This is a genomic window from Terrabacter aerolatus, assembly GCF_007991735.1.
Classification (GTDB): Bacteria; Actinomycetota; Actinomycetes; order Actinomycetales; family Dermatophilaceae; genus Terrabacter; species Terrabacter aerolatus.
In genome coordinates, this window is the sequence record NZ_BJYX01000031.1 from 23,316 (window position 1) to 39,673 (window position 16,358).

Genomic DNA, 16,358 nt, shown 5'->3' on the forward strand with positions numbered 1-16,358 from the left:
GCAAGGGTGTCAGCGCGCGAGTCGGCCGATGAGGGCGGCGGCGCAGACGATGCCGGCCACCGCGCTGCCGACGAGGACGCCGAAGTCGACCCAGTAGCTCGTGGGCGTGCCGAGGAGCAGCCCGCGCAGGGCGGACACCTCGTAGGTCAGGGGGTTGACGTGGCTGACGACCTGGAGCCAGCCCGGCATCATCTCGACCGGGTAGAGGGCGTTGGAGGCGAAGAAGAGCGGCATGGTGATGGCCTGTCCGATGCCCATGAGGCGGTCGCGCTTGAGGGCCAGGCCCGCGATGCTCAGCGACAGGCACGAGAAGAACGCGGCTCCGAGCATGACGACGAGCACGACGCCGAGCAGCCGGAGCGGGTTCCACGTCATGGCGACGCCCATGAGGGCCGCCACGACGACGACGATGACGGCCTGCGCCACGGAGCGGACCCCGGCTGCGAACGCCTTGCCCGCCACGAGCGCCGCCCTGGGAGTGGGCGTCACGAGCAGCTTGGTCAGCACGCCCGCGTCGCGCTCCCAGATGATCTGGATGCCGTAGAAGATCGCGATGAACAGGGCCGACTGCGCGATGACGCCCGGCGCGAGGAAGTCGAGGTACGGGATCCCCCCGGTGGGGATCGCCCGGATGTGGCTGAAGGTCGTGCCGAAGATGACGAGCCACAGGATCGGCTGGACGGCCCTCGTCACGAGCTCGCTGCGGTCGTGCCGCAGCTTCTGCAGCTCGACGAGGCAGAAGGTGCCGACGCGCGAGACGAGCAGCGCCGGCCCCGTGCGGGTGCGCAGGTCAGCCCAGACGGCGGGCGGTTCGACGAGTCGCTCGGACACTGCTCAGCCCTCCCTTCTCGCCGTCGTCGAGGGCCTCGCCGGTGTGGTGGCGGAAGACGTCCTCGAGGGAGGCGCCGGTGCCTGCCGCGGCCTTGAGCTCCGTGGGGGAGCCGAGGGCGCGCAGGCGGCCGCGGTGCATGAGCGCGACGCGGTCGCACAGCTCGTCGGCCTCCTCCATGTAGTGCGTCGTGAGCAGCACGGTCATCCCGTGGTCGCGCTGCATCTGGGCCACGCGCTGCCAGACGCTGTCCCGTGCGACCGGGTCGAGACCGACGGTCGGCTCGTCGAGGACGAGGAGGGCCGGACGGTTGACGAGGGCCTGCGCGAGCTCCAGCCGGCGCACCATGCCACCGGAGTAGGTGGACGCCAGGCGTGACTCGTCGGCGCGCAGGTCGACCATCTCGAGGACCTCGTCGACGCGGGCGGACCGCTCCCGCCTCGGCACGTCGAAGAGGCGCGCGAACCACTCGACGTTCTCGCGCCCCGTCAGGGCACCCTCGATCGACAGCTGCTGGGGCACGTAGCCGAGCAGCCGGCGCACGAGCATCGCGTCGGTGCGCACCGAGCGGCCGAAGATCTCGACCTCGCCGGACTGCAGTGGCAGCAGGGTGTTGAGCAGCCGGATCGTCGTCGTCTTGCCCGCACCGTTGGGTCCGAGCAGGCCGAAGCACTCACCGGCCTCGACCTCGAGGGTGAGGTCGTCGACCGCGACGTGGCTGCCGAAGCTGTAGCCCAGCGCGCGGATGTCGATGGCGGCCGTCACGGCCCGTCGCCCCCGTCGCCCCCGTCGCCCCTGTCGTTCCCGGCCGGCTCCTGCGCGAGCCTCGCTGCCGGTGACCCGGGGCTCGGGGTGGCTCCGACGGGCTCGTCTGTCGCGGTGCGCTGGCCGGGCGCGCCCAGGCTGATCGGTGCCGTGGAGTCGGGAAGCGCTGCTGCGATGCGCGCGATGGTGCCCAGGGCATCGGCCAGCCGCTCACGTTCGACCCTGGTGAGGCCCTCCAGCGCCGTGGCCGTCGTCTGGGCGCGCCGGTCACGCCACTGCTCGAGCGCTGCGCGGGCCGACGCCGTGAGGTCGAGACGGGCCACCCGGCGGTCATTCGTGTCACGCTCCCGGACGAGCACGCCGAGGGTGAGCAGCTGGCCGACCAGGGTGGAGACGGTGTTCGCGGCGAGGCCGAGCACGCGAGCCGACTCGGCCACCGTGATGCCCGGGTTGCGACGGACCACGCGCAGCAGCTCGAGCTGGGCGGCGGAGAGCGCCAGCTCGGGCAGCGGCGCGCCGACCAGGCGCCGGGACCGTCGGCGCAGCAGCCCGATGACGTCGTAGAGGTCGTCTGCCAGCCCGGCCACGTTCTCGTCGCTCACGATCGAAGATTACGTCTGTCGCAGAGGCGTGGCCAAGAGGGGACGAACGGCGTCCGGCACGAGTCAGCGCAGGCCCGAGGGAACGAGAAGACCCCCGGGCTCCTGGACAGGAACCCGGGGGTCTCATGGTGTCGAGGGGGGGACTTGAACCCCCACGCCCGTTAAGGGCACTAGCACCTCAAGCTAGCGCGTCTGCCATTCCGCCACCCCGACAAGGTGATGCAAGGGGCTCGTGGGATTCCCTTGCGGCGAGGCGAAACGTTACACGGGGCCCGACCAAAAGACCAAACGGGCTCCTGCGGGCGGCGAACGGTCGCGGCATACGCTGATCGGCATGAGCCACGACGACGCCGACCGCCCCGTGACGATCACCGAGCAGCCCGGCGGGGCGCCCGCCCCGGCGCCCCGTCCCGTGTCTGGTCCCGCGCCCGAGGACGAGGTCGCGCGGCTGTGCGCCGAGCTGATCCGGATCGACTCGTCCAACTACGGCGACGGGTCGGGCCCGGGGGAGCGCCAGGCCGCCGAGTACGTCATGGAGCAGCTCGCCGAGGTCGGTCTCGAGGGCACCCTCCTCGAGAGCGAGCCGGGCCGCGCGACCGTCGTCGTGCGGCTCGAGGGCGAGGACTCGTCCCGACCCGGTCTCGCCGTGCACGGGCACCTCGACGTCGTCCCGGCCGACGCTGCGGACTGGCAGGTCGACCCCTTCGGCGCCGAGGAGCGCGACGGGTGCATCTGGGGTCGTGGCGCGGTCGACATGAAGGACATGGACGCGATGATCCTCGCGAACATCCGCCACTTCGCCCGCACCGGAACCAAGCCCGCGCGAGACACGACGTTCGTGTTCTTCGCCGACGAGGAGGCCGGGGGCGAGCAGGGCAGCCACTGGCTCGTCGACCACCACCCGCACTTCTTCGAGGGCGTGTCCGAGGCGATCAGCGAGGTCGGCGGCTACAGCGTCACGGTGCCCACGCGTCAGGGACCGCAGCGCGCCTACCTGCTCCAGACCGCCGAGAAGGGCATCGCCTGGCTGCGCCTGCGAGCCCACGGACGCGCCGGTCACGGGTCGGTGCCCAACGACGAGAACGCCATCGTCCGGCTCGCCGGCGCCATCGGCCGGATCGCGGGGCACGAGTGGCCGCGCGAGTACATCGCCTCGGTGCGTGAGCTGCTCGACACCCTCGGGACGATGACCGGCCTGTCGTCGTCCGACGGGGACCTCGAGCCGCTGCTGGCGACGCTCGGCGGCGCGCAGGGCTTCGTGCGCGGCACGCTGCGCGACACGGCCAACGTCACGATGCTCGACTCGGGCTACAAGCACAACGTCATCCCGCAGACGGCCACGGCCGCGGTGGACTGCCGCTTCCTCCCCGGACACGAGGACGCGCTCATGGCGACGATCCGTGAGCTCGCCGGCGAGCACGTCGAGGTCGAGGTGGTGCACCGCGACGTCGCACTCGAGGCGCCCTTCTCCGGTGACCTCGTCGAGTCGATGAAGCAGGCCCTGCTGCGCGAGGACCCCGGGGCCGCCGTGCTGCCGTACTGCCTGTCCGGTGGCACCGACAACAAGGCCCTCGGGCGGCTCGGCATCAGCGGCTACGGCTTCGCGCCGCTGCGGCTGCCCGCCGACCTCGACTTCGCGCCGATGTTCCACGGCATCGACGAGCGGGTGCCCGTCGACTCGCTGCGCTTCGGCGCCCGGGTGCTCGGCGACTTCCTGCGGACCTGCTGAGGGCTGCTCAGTGCGGCTCAGTGCGGCTGAGTCAGGCCGTGCGCTGGACGCGCATGATCTTGCGCCGCAGCCACATCCGCCGCACGCCACCTTCGTAGATCACCGTGCGGGAGAGCTCCCATCGGCCGTACTCCGCGTGCTCGCGCACCGCCTGTCGCGCCTGGGCCTTCGACGTGTGGCGGTCGAACGTGAGGACCCGGTACTCGTAATCCGTCATCGTCCACCATTCTGACACCAACCGTGACCCCACCGAGACCGTATGCGTCGCGTGGCGGTCAGGCGCCCGCGGTACCGTCTCTGGGTCATCCGAATCGCAGGCCCGGGGCCGAGCACCACCCCGTGCGGCGCGGCGAAACGGGGGAACCGCCCGGGACCGCCCGGCGTCAAGGGCCCAGGAGGTCAACACATGAAGTGGAACACCCGCCGCATCGCGGCAGCAGCCATCGTCCTTCCGGCGGTCCTCGGGGTCGCCGCCTGCGGCAAGAGCGCGAGCCCGGCGCCCGCGGCCGGACAGACCCAGGCCACCTCGGCCGCGACGAGCGACGCACCCGTCTCCGGGCAGCCGTACAAGGACAAGGCGTCGTTCATCAGCGCGATGAAAGCGGCCGGCAAGAACGCCACCACCGCACACGTGACCATGGCGATGGACGCCGCCGGCCAGAAGATCGCCATCACCGGTGACACCAAGGTCGACGCGAACAACCCCGCCATGAAGATGTCGATGGACATGGGCTCGTCGATGAAGCTCGACATGATCCTCGTCGACAAGAAGGTCTACATGAAGGGCTTCCCGGGGCTGCCGGCCGGCAAGTGGGCCGTCATCGACAGCAACTCGACCCTGGGCAAGCAGCTCTCGAAGTCGCTCGACCAGGCGGACCCGACGAAGATGTACGACCAGTTCGGCGCGGCCGTCCAGGACGTCAAGTTCGTCGGCGAGGACACGGTCGACGGTGACAAGACCTGGAAGTACGACCTGACGCTCGACACCAAGGCCATGCAGGCCCAGCTGCCTGCCGACGCCAAGACGCAGATGCCGAGCACGATCGCCTACACGGCGTGGCTCGACGAGAAGAACCAGCTGCGCAAGGTCACCTTCGACCTGTCGGGTGTCAAGGCCGAGATGACGATGGGCAAGTACGGCGAGCCGGTCGACGTCACGGCGCCGCCCGCCGCTGACACCGTCAAGGCTCCCATGTGACGAGCAGCTGACACGCCGCCGCGGCGACGGGTGAACGGCCCGCCAACCGCGCGTGAACGATCCCGCAGCGAGCACGACTCGCTGCGGGATCGCGGCGTTCCGGGGGTGTTTGCGCCTCCGTAAAGCGTGCTCCCGTTCTCGTGGGTCGACTACGGTCGAGGCATGACCGTCGACCCCCGCGCCGCCCTCGAGCAGCTCATCGCCGCACTCGAACGCCACCTCGAGGCCGCGAGCGCCAGCCGAGACCCCGACCACCCCATGGTCATGGCCGCAGCCCAGGATCTCGCCGAGGCGTTCGACGACTACGACGAGGCGCTCTACGAGGCCACCGAGGTCGCCACACCGCTCGCGATCTACGGGGACGACTTCGACGGCCACGAGGACGAGGACGGCGCCGAGACCCACGTCTACGCGGGGCTCGACTCCGACGAGTACGACGACGACGACGATGACGACGATGACGACGATGACGATGACGATGATGACGATGATGACGATGATGACGACGATGACGATGACGACGACGACCTCGACTACGACGACGAGGACGACGAGGACGACGAGGACGAGGACGACGACGAGGAGGACGACCTCGACGACCTGCCCTCCGGCGTGAACGGTGCGACGACCGCCCCCGGCACGTCCGCTCCACGCCGGGGGAGCGACCCCAGGAGCTGACGCGGGCTACGCGGAGACGTCGTCCAGGGCAGCGACGATCTCGGACGGCAGGGTCAGCTCGAGGCTCGCCAGCGCCGAGCGCAGCTGGGCCGCGGTGCGGGCGCCGACGATGGGGGCTGCCACGCCCGGACGGTCGCGCACCCACGCGAGAGCCACCTCCGCCGGCTTCGCGGCCAGACCGCGCGCCGCCATCGCCACGGCGTCCGCGACGCGGGTCGTCTGCTCGTCGAGGAACCGCTCGGCGAAGCCCGGGAAGTCGCTCGAGGCCGCGCGCGAGCCCGACGGGATGCCATTGCGGTACTTCCCCGTCAGCACACCCCGCCCCAGGGGCGACCACGGCATGAGGCCGAAGCCCAGCGACGCGGCAGCCGGGGCGACCTCGTGCTCGGGCGCACGGCATACCAAGGAGTACTCGATCTCGTTGGCGACCAGAGGGATTCGCGCAGACTCGAGCAGGCTGAAGGCGCGCGCGGACTGCCACCCGGAGTAGTTCGACACCCCGACGTAGCGCGCGCGCCCCGAGGCCGCGGCCCACTCGAGCGCCGAGAGCGTCTCGGACAGGGGCACGTCGTCGGACCACGTGTGCACGAGCCAGAGGTCGACGTGGTCGGTTCCGAGGCGACGCAACGACGACTCGAGCTGGGACATGAGTCCGCGCCGCGACACGTCGACGCGGCGCTGCCCACCGGATCGCGAGATCCCCGCCTTGGTGCAGATGATGACGTCGTCGCGGGGGACCGTGTCGGCCAGCAGGCTGCCCAGGATCGTCTCGGCGTCGCCGCCGCCGTAGCCGTATGCCGTGTCGACGAGGTTGCCGCCCGCCTCGACGAACGCGCGCAGGTGGTCCCCGGCCTCGTGGCGGTCGACCGAGTTGCCCCACAGCATCGTCCCGAGTGCCAGTGGGGTGACCGTGAGACCGGACGAGCCGAGACGCCTGCGCATGCCACGAACGGTAGTGGGCGACACCGCATCCCGGGCCACCGGCACGACGGGCGCGGCGCCGGTAGCCTGCCCGACATGAGGATCGGTGTGAATCTCGGCTACTGGGGACGCGGCACGACGGGAGCGGACCAGGTGGCGGTCGCGGTGGCAGCCGACCGGCTGGGCTACGACAGCGTGTGGGTCGCCGAGGCCTACGGCTCCGACAGCCCGTCGATGCTCGCCTGGATCGGGGCCCTGACCGAGCACGTCGGTCTGGGGTCGGCGGTCATGCAGATCCCGGGTCGCACCCCGGCGATGACGGCGATGACGGCGGCGACCATCGACACGATGTCGGGCGGCCGCTTCCGGCTGGGTCTCGGCGTCTCGGGGCCCCAGGTGAGCGAGGGCTGGCACGGGGTGCCGTTCCGCAACCCGCTGGGCCGCACCCGCGACTACGTCGAGATCGTCCGCGCCGCGATCCGGCGTGACACGGTCACCCACGCCGGCCCGCACTACCCGTTGCCGCTCCCCGGCGGCGTGGGCAAGCCGCTCAAGCTCTCGGCCCGCCCGGTGCGTCCCGACGTGCCGGTCTACCTCGCGGCGGTCGGCCCCCGCAACCTCGAGCTCACCGGTGAGATCGCCGACGGCTGGCTCGCCATCTTCTTCAGCCCCGAGCACGCCGGGGACCTGCTGGCCACCCTCGAGAAGGGCCGACGCACGGGTGGGCGTGGTCCCGCCGAGGCGCCGATGGAGGGCTTCGACGTCGTGGCGGCCACGCCGGTCGTGCTCGTCCACGACGTCGAGGCGGCGGCCGACCACGTGCGCGACTACTGCGCCCTCTACATCGGCGGCATGGGCTCGCGCGAGCAGAACTTCTACAACCAGCTCGCGTGTCGGATGGGGTTCGAGGAGGACGCCGCGCGCATCCAGGACCTCTACCTCGCCGGTCGCCACCGCCAGGCGGCGGCCGCGGTGCCGCTCGAGTTCATCGACGAGACGGCGCTGCTGGGCTCGCCGGAGCGTGTCGCCCGCCGACTCGGCCGCTACGAGGCGGCCGGGGTGACGACGCTCGCCGTCGCCGTCGGTGGCGGCATGTCGCGGGACGAGGCCCTGGCGACGCTGCGTGTCGTGGCCGGGATCGCCGGGCTCGAGGCGCCGGGGGCGGGGTCCACCCACGACGCCTCCGGCTCCTAGGAGGACCCCCGCGCGCCTGCGTCGCCCCCGGGCGTTTGCCGGGACTTCGCCTGCGCGTCGCCCCGCTGCGGGCGCTCCCGGTGGACGTTGCGGATAGGGTGCGACATTGTGCCCAGCGGCCGTGGACCTCGTCAGGGGCCGACGGCCCGTCCCGTCCCTCTGCGCAGAAGGCCCACCCTGAACCATGGCTGACCTCAGCTACCTCGATGCCGTCATCCTCGGCGTCGTCGAAGGCCTCACCGAGTACCTCCCCGTCTCCTCGACCGGTCACCTGACCATCACCGAGCAGCTGCTCGGTCTCAAGGTCGACGACCTGGCCGTCACGGCCTACACCGCCGTGATCCAGCTCGGTGCGATCGCCGCCACCCTCCTCTACTTCTTCAGGGACATCGTCCGGTTCGCCGTCGCCTGGTTCCGCGGGCTCGGCAACGTCGAGGCCCGCAAGGATCCCGACTACGGCCTCGCCTGGGCCGTCGTCATCGGGTCGATCCCGGTGGGCGTCGTCGGCTTCCTCGGCCGCCACGCGATCGAGAGCACGCTGCGCAGCCTCTGGGTCGTCGCCGGTGCGCTCCTGCTGTGGAGCGTCGTCATCGTGATCGCCGAGCGCATCCACACCCGCCTCGAGGCGCGTGGGGTCCTGCGCGGCGAGCACGACGTGCGGCCCATGGACGGACTCGTCATCGGGCTCATGCAGTGCTTCTCGCTCATTCCCGGCGTGTCCCGCTCCGGCGCGACGATCTCCGCCGGCATCGCCCGTGGCCTCGACCGCGTCACGGCCACCCGGCTCAGCTTCTTCCTCGCGATCCCGGCGCTGACCGCGGCCGGCCTCTTCCAGGCCGTCCAGGAGAAGGACGGGCTGCTGACCCTCGGGCTGGGCCCGGTCATCGTGGGCCTCGTCGTGGCCTTCGTCGTCGCCTACGCCTCGATCGCCTGGCTGCTGCGCTTCGTCGCCAGCAACAGCCTCATCCCGTTCGTCTGGTACCGCGTCGTCCTGGGCGTCGTGCTCATCGCGCTGCTCGTGGCGGGCGTCATCAACGCGACCTGACCCGCTGAGTCGGGCGCCCGGCCGGCCGGGTCGGCTCGTCCGGACGTCGATGGCCGCCTCCTGCACGGGAGGCGGCCATCGACGTGCTCAGCCTCAGAGCCACCCCGAGCGCTTGAAGGCACGGAAGAGGCCGAGACACGCCGCGGCCATGACCCCGAGCGCGATGAAGTAGCCGTAGTAGATCTCCCGGCCACCGACGTGCATGCTGACGGTGAGCTCGGGGATGCTCTGGAAGTTCATCCCGTAGATGCCGGCGATCATCGTCGGCACGGCCGCGATCGCCACCCAGGCCGAGATCCGGCGCATGTCCTCGTTCTGCTTGACCGACACGCTGGCCAGGTGGGCCGACAGGACGTCGGTCAGCAGCCGGTCGTAGGACTCGACGTGGTCGTTGACGAGGCGCAGGTGGTCGGCCACGTCCCGGAAGAAGGGGAGCATCTCCTCGCTGAGCGCCTGCCCCCGAGCGCGCTCCATGAACTGGGTCAGGGTGTCCGCGAGCGGCTGGCTCGCGCGTCGGAACTCGAGGACCTCGCGCTTGAGGCGGTAGATGGTGTTGGCCTCCCCGCCCACCTCCGAGCCGAGCACCTGCTCCTCGATGGCCTCGAGGTCCTTGCGCACCTCGCGGTCGACGACGAGGTAGTTGTCGACGACCGAGTCCATGACGGCGTGCAGCACCGTCATCGAGCCGTGCTCGAGCCGCTCGGGCTCGGTCTCGAGGCGCTGGCGCACCCCGGCGAGGGGGTTGCCCTCCCCGTGTCGCACCGTGACGACGAACCGGTCGCCGATGAAGAGCATGACCTCGCCGGTCTCGATGTCGCTCGTGGACTCGATGTAGCGCAGCGTCTTGAGGACGACGAACACGGACGACTCGTACTTCTCGATCTTCGCCCGCTGGTGGCCGTTGACGGCGTCCTCCACCGCGAGCGGGTGGAGGTGCAGCTCCTCGTTGACGAGCTCGAACTCCTCGTCGGTCGGGTCCTTGAGCCCGATCCAGAGGAAGCCGTCCTGACTGAGGCGCAGGACGTCGAGCTCGTCGCTGAGGTCCCCGCAGCCCTGGCGACGGCCGTTGCGGTAGATGGCCTTGTCCACGATCACGCCCACTACTTCACCACGTCCACCTGATGGCGTCCCGCACGTCGGGTCGATGCCGGTGGGGCGTGTTGGCCCGCGGGGCGCGGGTTAGGGTGACGAGCGTGCCGACCGTTCTCTTCGTCCGCCACGGGCGCTCCACGTCCAACACCGCCGGGACCCTGGCGGGCTGGATGCCCGGGGTGTTCCTCGACGAGACGGGGGAGGCGCAGGCTGCTGCCGTCGGGCAACGTCTGGCGTCGGCCGTCCTGCCCGTCGTCGAGGTCGTCAGCTCGCCGCTCGACCGCTGTGTGCAGACGGCGGACCTGCTGGCCGCGCCGCTGCCGGAGCACGTCGCGCGCAGCGTCCACGTCGGTCTGGGGGAGTGCCGTTACGGCGCCTGGACCGGACGCCCGATCGCGGAGCTGGCCAAGGAGGAGCTCTGGAAGGTCGTGCAGGACCGACCCAGCGAGGCGCGCTTCCCGGACTCCACGGCATACCCCGCCGAGTCCATGGCCGAGATGCAGGACCGAGCGCTGCGCGCCGTCCGAGAGATCGACGCACGGATCCTCGAGACGCACGGCAAGGACGCGGTCTGGGTCGCGGTCTCGCACGGGGACGTCATCAAGTCGATCCTCTCGCACGCCACGGGCGCCCACCTCGACGACTTCCAGCGGATCAACGTCGACCCGGCCTCGGTCAGCGTCGTGCGCTACACGAGCCGCAAGCCGTTCGTCCTGAGGCTCAACGACATCGGCGGAGACCTGTCGGGGCTGCGGCCTCACGAGAAGCCCGCTGCCGACGACGGCGACGCCGTCGTGGGCGGGGGCGCCGGAGCCTCCGGCGCCGTCGGATAGGGTCGAACGCATGACGGTCCAGGACTTCGATCCCGCCGACCGGTTCGTGGCCGGGACGGTCGGCCCCGCCGGACAGCGGGCCTTCTACCTCCAGGCGAGCACCGGTCCACTGGTCGTGACCGTGGGTGTCGAGAAGCAGCAGGTCTCGATCCTGGCCGACCGCATCAACGACGTGCTCGACCAGCTGGCACCCGCAGCGGCGACGGAGCCGGGGGAGCCGGGCGGCGCTCCCGAGGACACCGACCCGCTCCAGACCCCGTTCGACGAGGACTGGCGCGTGCAGACGCTGTCGCTCGCCTGGGACGAGGACGCACAGAAGCTCGTCATCGAGTGCCACGACCACGACCCCGACGAGGACGCCGACGACGAGGTGGGGCCGCTGGGGCGCAACTCGCTGCGGGTCGCGCTGACCCCGGCCGAGGCGCGCGCCTTCGCGCGGCGCAGCAGCGCCCTCGTCGCGGCCGGTCGTCCCCCGTGCCCCTTCTGTGGCAACCCGCTCGACCCCACGGGCCACATCTGCCCGCGGGCCAATGGCTACAAGCGCTGACCGGACTCCGTCGTCGGTCGACCTGACCGGCGAGCTCGAGGTCCTCGGCCGCATCACCGACTCCTCCAACCTCGCCGTCCTGGCGCGGGTCTCGACGTTGCCCGGCGGTCACGTCATCTACAAGCCGGTCCGCGGTGAGCGGCCACTGTGGGACTTCCCGGACGGCACGCTGGCCGGGCGCGAGGTGGCTGCCGAGGTGGTGTCCTCGCTCGGCGGCTGGGACGTCGTCCCGCCGACCGTGCTGCGCGACGGTCCCTTGGGCCCGGGGTCCGTGCAGGTGTGGATCGGTGACCCGTTCGACCCCGTCGCCGACGACGTGGTCGTCGACCTCGTGCCGGAAGGCCGCACCCCGACCGGCTGGAGGGCCGTCCTCGACGGCGAGACCCCCGGAGGCTCGGCCGTCACCGTCGTGCACTCAGGTGCCGACGACGTGCGCTCGCTCGCCGTGCTCGACGCCGTCCTCAACAACTCCGACCGCAAGGGCTCGCACTGCCTGCGCGACGCCGACGGACGCCTCTGGGCCATCGACCACGGCGTGACCTTCTCGCCCACGCCGAAGCTGCGCACCGTGCTCTGGGGCTGGGCGGGGGAGCCCCTCGCCGAGGCCGACGTCGACCGGCTCGTGCGCCTGCGCCGCGCCCTGGAGGACGACGCCTCCCTGGACCGCCTGCTCGCCCTGCTCCCCGACGACGATGTCGAGGCTTTGGCGATGCGGGTCGCGTCGCTGCTCGAGCGCGGCGTGCACCCCTTCCCGAGCCCGGACTGGCCGTCGGTACCGTGGCCCCCGCTGTGACGTCGTCGTGACACGGTCGTGCACGGTCCTGGCGCCGCGGCGCGCCTGAGAGCCGACGAGCCCGACCCGTCCCGGGGCGAGCTCGGGGCCGGGATAGAGTCTGCCCGTGAGAAGTTGGCCGATGCCGTTCATCCCCAAGGTCCCCGGCCGTGCACCCGAGGTGCGAGTCCGCGACACGGCATCCGGCGAGCTGGTCCCCGCCGCGCACGGCGAGGTCGTGACGCTCTACGTCTGCGGCATCACGCCCTACGACGCGACGCACATGGGGCACGCCGCGACCTACGTGACGTTCGACCTGCTGGGCAGGGTCCTGCGCGACAGCGGACACCCGGTGCGCTACGTCCAGAACATCACCGACATCGACGACCCGCTGCTCGAGCGCGCCGATCGGGACGGGCTGGACTGGCGGGACCTCGCGACCCGCGAGATCGCGCTGTTCCGCGAGGACATGACCGCGCTCGCCGTGATCCCGCCCGACGAGTACCTGGGTGCCGTCGAGAGCATCCCGACCTTCGTCGGACCCATCGAGAAGCTCGTCGCCGACGGGTGGGCGTATGCCGTCCCGGCACCCGACGCGTCACGCGACGGTGCGCAGGACGTCTACTTCGACGTCTCCAGGGACCCGCGCTTCGGCTCGGTCAGCCACCTCGACGACGCCGGCATGATGGAGGTCTTCGCCGAGCGCGGGGGAGACCCCGACCGTGAGGGCAAGCGCAACCGGCTCGACGCCCTGCTGTGGCGTGCTCATCGTGAGGGCGAGCCGGAGTGGGACGGCGCGAGTCTCGGATCAGGTCGTCCCGGCTGGCACATCGAGTGCGCGTGCATCGCGCTCGACCACCTGGGCATTCCCGTCGACGTGCAGGGCGGCGGCAGCGACCTCATCTTCCCGCACCACGAGATGAGCTCGGCACACGGCCGGGCGCTCAGCGGCTCCGCCTCCTTCGCGGGCTCCTTCGTCCACCAGGGCATGGTGGGCCTCGACGGCGAGAAGATGAGCAAGAGCAAGGGCAACCTCGTCCTCGTCTCGCAGCTGCGGCGCGAGGGCGTCGACCCCATGGCGATCCGGCTGGCCCTGCTGGCCCGCCACCACGCCCACGACTGGATGTGGACCCGCGACCAGCTGCACGAGGCCGAGCAGCGTCTCGCGACCTGGCGCGAGGCCCTGTCGGGCAACGGCGGACCCGTGGCCGACCAGACCGTCGACGACATCCGCGCCGCTCTGGCCGCCGACCTCGACAGCCCGCGCGCGCTCGAGGCGGTCGACCGCTGGGCGAGCCAGGCGCGGTCGCGCGGAGGAGACGACCCGGGGGCCCCCGGCGTGCTCGGACGGGCGCTCGACGCGCTCCTCGGCATTCGTCTCTGACGGCCGAGGAGGTGCTGGGCGTCCGTGCCACCTCCGGTCGCGCGAGTGTGAAGCGGGCCGAGGAGACGCTCCTCGACACGCCTGAGCACGGCCTCCGCCTGAACCGCCGTCCTGCTCAGATGAGCTCGACGCGGTCGGCCTGCGGTCCGCGATCGCTCTGCCGGACGTGGTAGCGGACCCGATCGCCCTGGTACAGCTCGTCGGTGCCGCTGAGAACCGAGACGTGCACGAACAGGTCCGCGCCCCCCGCATCCGGGGTGATGAAGCCGAACCCCCGCTCCGGGTCGAAGCGTGCGACGACGCCCTCACCGCCCCGCGTCGGGCCGTCGGATGTCTCGCGACGTCCCGGCCGAGCGGGGCTCGTCGACGTGGCGGGTGCTCCCCTCGGGGTCGAGCGGCGCGCGAGGCGGACGTCACGAGCCTGCGGGCCCTTCTCGCCGACGACGACGTCGTAGGTCACCCGGTCGCCCTCGCCCAGCTCGGGGAGACCGTCGGCCAGCGACCGGACGTGGACGAAGACATCGGGGCCTCCCGACTCGGGCGTGATGAACCCGAAACCCTTGTCGGCGTCGTACCAGGACACGGTGCCGTCGGCCCCGTCGGAGGGCGCAGCGTGCTGGGCGGCCTGGGCGGCCTGGGCTCCCAGGGGGATCAGGTGGTCAGCCTGCGGTCCTTTCTCCCCCTCGGCGACGAAGAACGCCACCCGCTGGCCCTCCGAGAGCACGCCGCCCCCCACGATGGACGAGCTGTGCACGAAGATCTCGGGACCGTCTCCGTCGGGTGTGATGAAGCCGTACCCCTTCGCAGGCTCGTACCAGGAGACGGTGCCGAGCACGCCCAGCGGCGTGTCGGCGCTCTGCTCGGCTGTGACCCGGACACGGCGTGCCTGCGGGCCGCGGTCTCCCTCGCCGATCTCGAACTCGACGACCTGCCCCTCCCGGAGCAGCTTCATCCCGTCCCCGCCGACGATCTCGGACGCGTGCACGTACAGGTCCTCTGCGTCGGGCCCGAGGGCGATGAAGCCGAACCCACGGTCGGCATCGAACCAGCGGACGGTTCCTTCGGTCACGGCTGACTCCTTGTCGAGTGCGGTCGGTGTCGTCCCAGTGTCCCTGACGGGGCCGGGACCAGCGCCCGGCCCCCCAGAGGGTGTTCGCGCACGCCGTTCGTGAGACGTGCCCGACCGGAACGTCCACGGCACCCGGCGCTGCGAACACCAGCGCAGCCCGTCGGACCCGAGGACACTGTCTGTCATGACAGTCGACGAGGTCGATGCCTACCTGGCGGGGGTCCAGGAGCCGAAACGGACCACGCTGGAAGCGCTACGCCGATCGATCCTGGCTGTCGCCCCGGACGCCGAGCAAGGCATGTCCTACGGCATGCCCGCCTTCCGGATCGACGGGAAGGTGGTCGCGGGCTTCGCGGCGTTCAAGAACCATCTCGCCTACCTGCCACACAGTGGGGAGGTGCTCACCATGCTCGGCGACCGTCTCGCCGCGTACGAGTGCACCAAGGGCTCGTTGCACTTCCCGGTCGACGAACCGCTGCCCGATGACGTGGTCAGAAGCCTGGTGGACGCGAAGCTCCACGTCCTCGACCGCCGCGGGAACGGCGGCGACCACGACCGGGCACCCGGGTAGCAGCCCTGATCTGGCACTGCAGACCACGGCTGCTCCCGTTCCCCGCCGCACGTCAGGATGCGACCACGGCCTCACCGTCGGTGGTGAAAGCGCCTGTCCGCCTGAGCGTCGTGTGTCAGCGCTTCACGGCCGAGCGTGCGTAGGCCTGCGCGACGTTGGCCACCGTTGCGACGTACGCGTCAGAGGCGTTGTAGCGGAGCACGGCCCGCGTCCAGTCGGTGCTGTTGCGGAGGTCGAGTCCGCCCGAGCACAGGTGCCGCGCCGCCGCCCATGCTGCATCGTCGATGTCAGAGGGGTCTGCGACGCCGTCCGCGTCCGCGTCGGCGCCGAAGGTGCGCCATGATCCCGGGAGGAACTGCATCGGACCGATCGCATGCTCCCAGCTGTCGTCACCGTGCAGGCGGGTCCCGCCGCCGTCGGGTCGGATCGCAGCCACCCCGCCCTCGCCGTCGAGTGCCGGGCCGACGATCAGCCGAGACGTGCGCCCGTTCTGCAGCAGGCGCGTTCCGCCGATCGTCCCGTGGGCGGACTCCACCTCACCGATGGCCGCCACGGTCGCCCAACCCACGTGGCACGAGGGTCGCTCCGTCGCCTCCAGGATCGAGGCCCTGCCGTAGGCGCGCAGCGCCACGACCGGGATCCCGGTGCGCTTCGCGGTGCGTGCCAACCACGTCGGGTCGGGCTCGACCACGGACCCTGTCGCGCTTGCATCGTGGCCGGTCGGCGCCGACGAGGCCTCGGCCTTGCTCGCGGCCGGCGCGACCATGGCGATGGTGTCGACGATGTCGACGAGGGACCTCGACGCGGGCGCTTCGACGACACCGTGGCCAGGGTGGCCCGCGAGCCACGCCGTGCCGAGGAGGGCGAGAGGGAGGAGCAGGACAGCCAGGTCAGCTGAGCGGCTGCGGGGCCGCCGGTGCTGGTGCTGGTGCCGGTGCCGCGAACGTCTGGGCACCGTCAGCCGAGCCGGCCGGTGACGTCGTCGGCGGTGCGCTGGCCACGGGCCGTGACCTCGGCCAGGGTGGCCGAACGAGACCAGACATCAAGGGACGAACGTCGCATACCGCCATCTTGGTGGATGAAGTCCCCGTCGTTTGCCACGGCATTCGGATCACCGACGAATACTCGC

18 protein-coding genes and 1 tRNA gene are annotated in these 16,358 nt (G+C 71.4%); 10 read left to right on the top strand and 9 right to left on the bottom strand.

Annotation, left to right across the window (positions count from 1 at the left end):
* Positions 1 to 9: 9 nt before the first annotated feature.
* The 4 genes from TAE01_RS18705 to TAE01_RS18720 all read right to left on the bottom strand — a co-directional run bounded on the left by TAE01_RS18705 (position 10) and on the right by TAE01_RS18720 (position 2,409).
* Positions 10 to 831: an ABC transporter permease gene (locus TAE01_RS18705; RefSeq protein ID WP_147068330.1), complete on the bottom strand. Its 822-nt coding sequence runs from the start codon at positions 829 to 831 to the stop codon at positions 10 to 12.
* Entirely contained in the window at positions 791 to 1,594 is an 804-nt protein-coding gene (locus TAE01_RS18710) for an ABC transporter ATP-binding protein (protein ID WP_147068331.1), read from the bottom strand. The genes TAE01_RS18705 and TAE01_RS18710 overlap by 41 nt, the downstream gene beginning before the upstream one ends.
* Positions 1,591 to 2,196: a MarR family winged helix-turn-helix transcriptional regulator gene (locus tag TAE01_RS18715; RefSeq protein WP_147068332.1), complete on the bottom strand. Its 606-nt coding sequence runs from the start codon at positions 2,194 to 2,196 to the stop codon at positions 1,591 to 1,593. Before TAE01_RS18715 ends, TAE01_RS18710 begins: the two co-directional genes overlap by 4 nt.
* Positions 2,197 to 2,322: 126 nt before the next feature.
* A tRNA-Leu gene (locus TAE01_RS18720) sits at positions 2,323 to 2,409 on the bottom strand.
* Positions 2,410 to 2,530: 121 nt separating this feature from the next.
* Here TAE01_RS18720 and TAE01_RS18725 point away from each other — a divergent pair.
* Entirely contained in the window at positions 2,531 to 3,925 is a 1,395-nt protein-coding gene (locus TAE01_RS18725; protein ID WP_246111458.1) for a M20/M25/M40 family metallo-hydrolase, read from the top strand.
* Between the two features lie 31 nt (positions 3,926 to 3,956).
* Here the strand turns inward: TAE01_RS18725 and TAE01_RS18730 are convergent, their stop codons facing one another.
* Positions 3,957 to 4,142: a DUF5703 family protein gene (locus TAE01_RS18730; RefSeq protein ID WP_030146024.1), complete on the bottom strand. Its 186-nt coding sequence runs from the start codon at positions 4,140 to 4,142 to the stop codon at positions 3,957 to 3,959.
* 189 nt (positions 4,143 to 4,331) lie between these two features.
* Between TAE01_RS18730 and TAE01_RS18735 the strand changes: the two genes are divergently transcribed.
* Both TAE01_RS18735 and TAE01_RS20615 read left to right on the top strand, forming a co-directional pair.
* Entirely contained in the window at positions 4,332 to 5,123 is a 792-nt protein-coding gene (locus TAE01_RS18735; protein WP_186815292.1) for an SCO4651 family lipoprotein, read from the top strand.
* Positions 5,124 to 5,285: 162 nt separating this feature from the next.
* On the top strand, positions 5,286 to 5,801 hold the full coding sequence (locus tag TAE01_RS20615; RefSeq protein WP_246111459.1) for a hypothetical protein: 516 nt from the start codon (positions 5,286 to 5,288) through the stop codon (positions 5,799 to 5,801).
* Positions 5,802 to 5,807: 6 nt separating this feature from the next.
* On the opposite strand, the gene TAE01_RS18745 is transcribed toward TAE01_RS20615, so the two are convergent.
* On the bottom strand, positions 5,808 to 6,743 hold the full coding sequence (locus TAE01_RS18745; protein WP_147068334.1) for an aldo/keto reductase: 936 nt from the start codon (positions 6,741 to 6,743) through the stop codon (positions 5,808 to 5,810).
* Between the two features lie 75 nt (positions 6,744 to 6,818).
* Between TAE01_RS18745 and TAE01_RS18750 the strand changes: the two genes are divergently transcribed.
* Positions 6,819 to 7,916, top strand: coding sequence for an LLM class F420-dependent oxidoreductase (locus TAE01_RS18750; RefSeq protein ID WP_147068335.1), 1,098 nt, complete (start codon positions 6,819 to 6,821; stop codon positions 7,914 to 7,916).
* 184 nt (positions 7,917 to 8,100) lie between these two features.
* The gene (locus TAE01_RS18755; RefSeq protein WP_147068336.1) at positions 8,101 to 8,961 is read left to right on the top strand and encodes an undecaprenyl-diphosphate phosphatase; all 861 of its coding nucleotides are present in this window, start codon (positions 8,101 to 8,103) and stop codon (positions 8,959 to 8,961) included.
* 93 nt (positions 8,962 to 9,054) lie between these two features.
* Here TAE01_RS18755 and corA read toward each other — a convergent pair whose 3' ends face one another.
* Entirely contained in the window at positions 9,055 to 10,056 is a 1,002-nt protein-coding gene (corA, locus tag TAE01_RS18760; RefSeq protein WP_147068337.1) for a magnesium/cobalt transporter CorA, read from the bottom strand.
* Between the two features lie 98 nt (positions 10,057 to 10,154).
* Here corA and TAE01_RS18765 point away from each other — a divergent pair, with 98 nt between their 5' ends.
* The 4 genes from TAE01_RS18765 (at position 10,155) to mshC (ending at position 13,589) form a co-directional block, all read left to right on the top strand.
* The gene (locus TAE01_RS18765; RefSeq protein ID WP_186815293.1) at positions 10,155 to 10,886 is read left to right on the top strand and encodes an MSMEG_4193 family putative phosphomutase; all 732 of its coding nucleotides are present in this window, start codon (positions 10,155 to 10,157) and stop codon (positions 10,884 to 10,886) included.
* Between the two features lie 10 nt (positions 10,887 to 10,896).
* Complete coding sequence (locus tag TAE01_RS18770; protein ID WP_147068339.1) at positions 10,897 to 11,433, top strand: DUF3090 domain-containing protein; 537 nt, start codon at positions 10,897 to 10,899, stop codon at positions 11,431 to 11,433.
* Complete coding sequence (locus tag TAE01_RS18775; protein WP_147068340.1) at positions 11,417 to 12,226, top strand: SCO1664 family protein; 810 nt, start codon at positions 11,417 to 11,419, stop codon at positions 12,224 to 12,226. The genes TAE01_RS18770 and TAE01_RS18775 overlap by 17 nt, the downstream gene beginning before the upstream one ends.
* Positions 12,227 to 12,332: 106 nt before the next feature.
* A complete protein-coding gene (gene mshC / locus TAE01_RS18780; protein ID WP_186815294.1) occupies positions 12,333 to 13,589 on the top strand; it encodes a cysteine--1-D-myo-inosityl 2-amino-2-deoxy-alpha-D-glucopyranoside ligase in 1,257 nt (418 codons plus the stop codon).
* Between the two features lie 115 nt (positions 13,590 to 13,704).
* On the opposite strand, the gene TAE01_RS21120 is transcribed toward mshC, so the two are convergent.
* Complete coding sequence (locus tag TAE01_RS21120; RefSeq protein ID WP_147068341.1) at positions 13,705 to 14,658, bottom strand: cold-shock protein; 954 nt, start codon at positions 14,656 to 14,658, stop codon at positions 13,705 to 13,707.
* A gap of 184 nt (positions 14,659 to 14,842) precedes the next feature.
* On the opposite strand from TAE01_RS21120, the gene TAE01_RS18790 reads away from it, so the two are divergent.
* Positions 14,843 to 15,229 (top strand): iron chaperone, encoded by a 387-nt coding sequence (locus TAE01_RS18790; RefSeq protein WP_147068342.1) that lies wholly within the window; start codon positions 14,843 to 14,845, stop codon positions 15,227 to 15,229.
* A gap of 115 nt (positions 15,230 to 15,344) precedes the next feature.
* Here the strand turns inward: TAE01_RS18790 and TAE01_RS18795 are convergent, their stop codons facing one another.
* Positions 15,345 to 16,184, bottom strand: a complete 840-nt coding sequence (locus tag TAE01_RS18795; protein WP_246111460.1) for a lytic murein transglycosylase — start codon at positions 16,182 to 16,184, stop codon at positions 15,345 to 15,347.
* Positions 16,185 to 16,358 lie beyond the last annotated feature (174 nt).

What these genes read in the sequence shown, in the direction of transcription:
- TAE01_RS18725 (WP_246111458.1), top strand. Translation starts at nt 2,531, where the DNA reads ATGAGCCACGACGACGCCGACCGCCCCGTGACGATCACCGAGCAGCCC.
- TAE01_RS18730 (WP_030146024.1), bottom strand. Translation starts at nt 4,142, where the DNA reads ATGACGGATTACGAGTACCGGGTCCTCACGTTCGACCGCCACACGTCG.
- TAE01_RS18735 (WP_186815292.1), top strand. Translation starts at nt 4,332, where the DNA reads ATGAAGTGGAACACCCGCCGCATCGCGGCAGCAGCCATCGTCCTTCCG.
- TAE01_RS20615 (WP_246111459.1), top strand. Translation starts at nt 5,286, where the DNA reads ATGACCGTCGACCCCCGCGCCGCCCTCGAGCAGCTCATCGCCGCACTC.
- TAE01_RS18745 (WP_147068334.1), bottom strand. Translation starts at nt 6,743, where the DNA reads ATGCGCAGGCGTCTCGGCTCGTCCGGTCTCACGGTCACCCCACTGGCA.
- TAE01_RS18750 (WP_147068335.1), top strand. Translation starts at nt 6,819, where the DNA reads ATGAGGATCGGTGTGAATCTCGGCTACTGGGGACGCGGCACGACGGGA.
- TAE01_RS18755 (WP_147068336.1), top strand. Translation starts at nt 8,101, where the DNA reads ATGGCTGACCTCAGCTACCTCGATGCCGTCATCCTCGGCGTCGTCGAA.
- TAE01_RS18770 (WP_147068339.1), top strand. Translation starts at nt 10,897, where the DNA reads ATGACGGTCCAGGACTTCGATCCCGCCGACCGGTTCGTGGCCGGGACG.
- TAE01_RS18775 (WP_147068340.1), top strand. Translation starts at nt 11,417, where the DNA reads ATGGCTACAAGCGCTGACCGGACTCCGTCGTCGGTCGACCTGACCGGC.
- TAE01_RS18790 (WP_147068342.1), top strand. Translation starts at nt 14,843, where the DNA reads ATGACAGTCGACGAGGTCGATGCCTACCTGGCGGGGGTCCAGGAGCCG.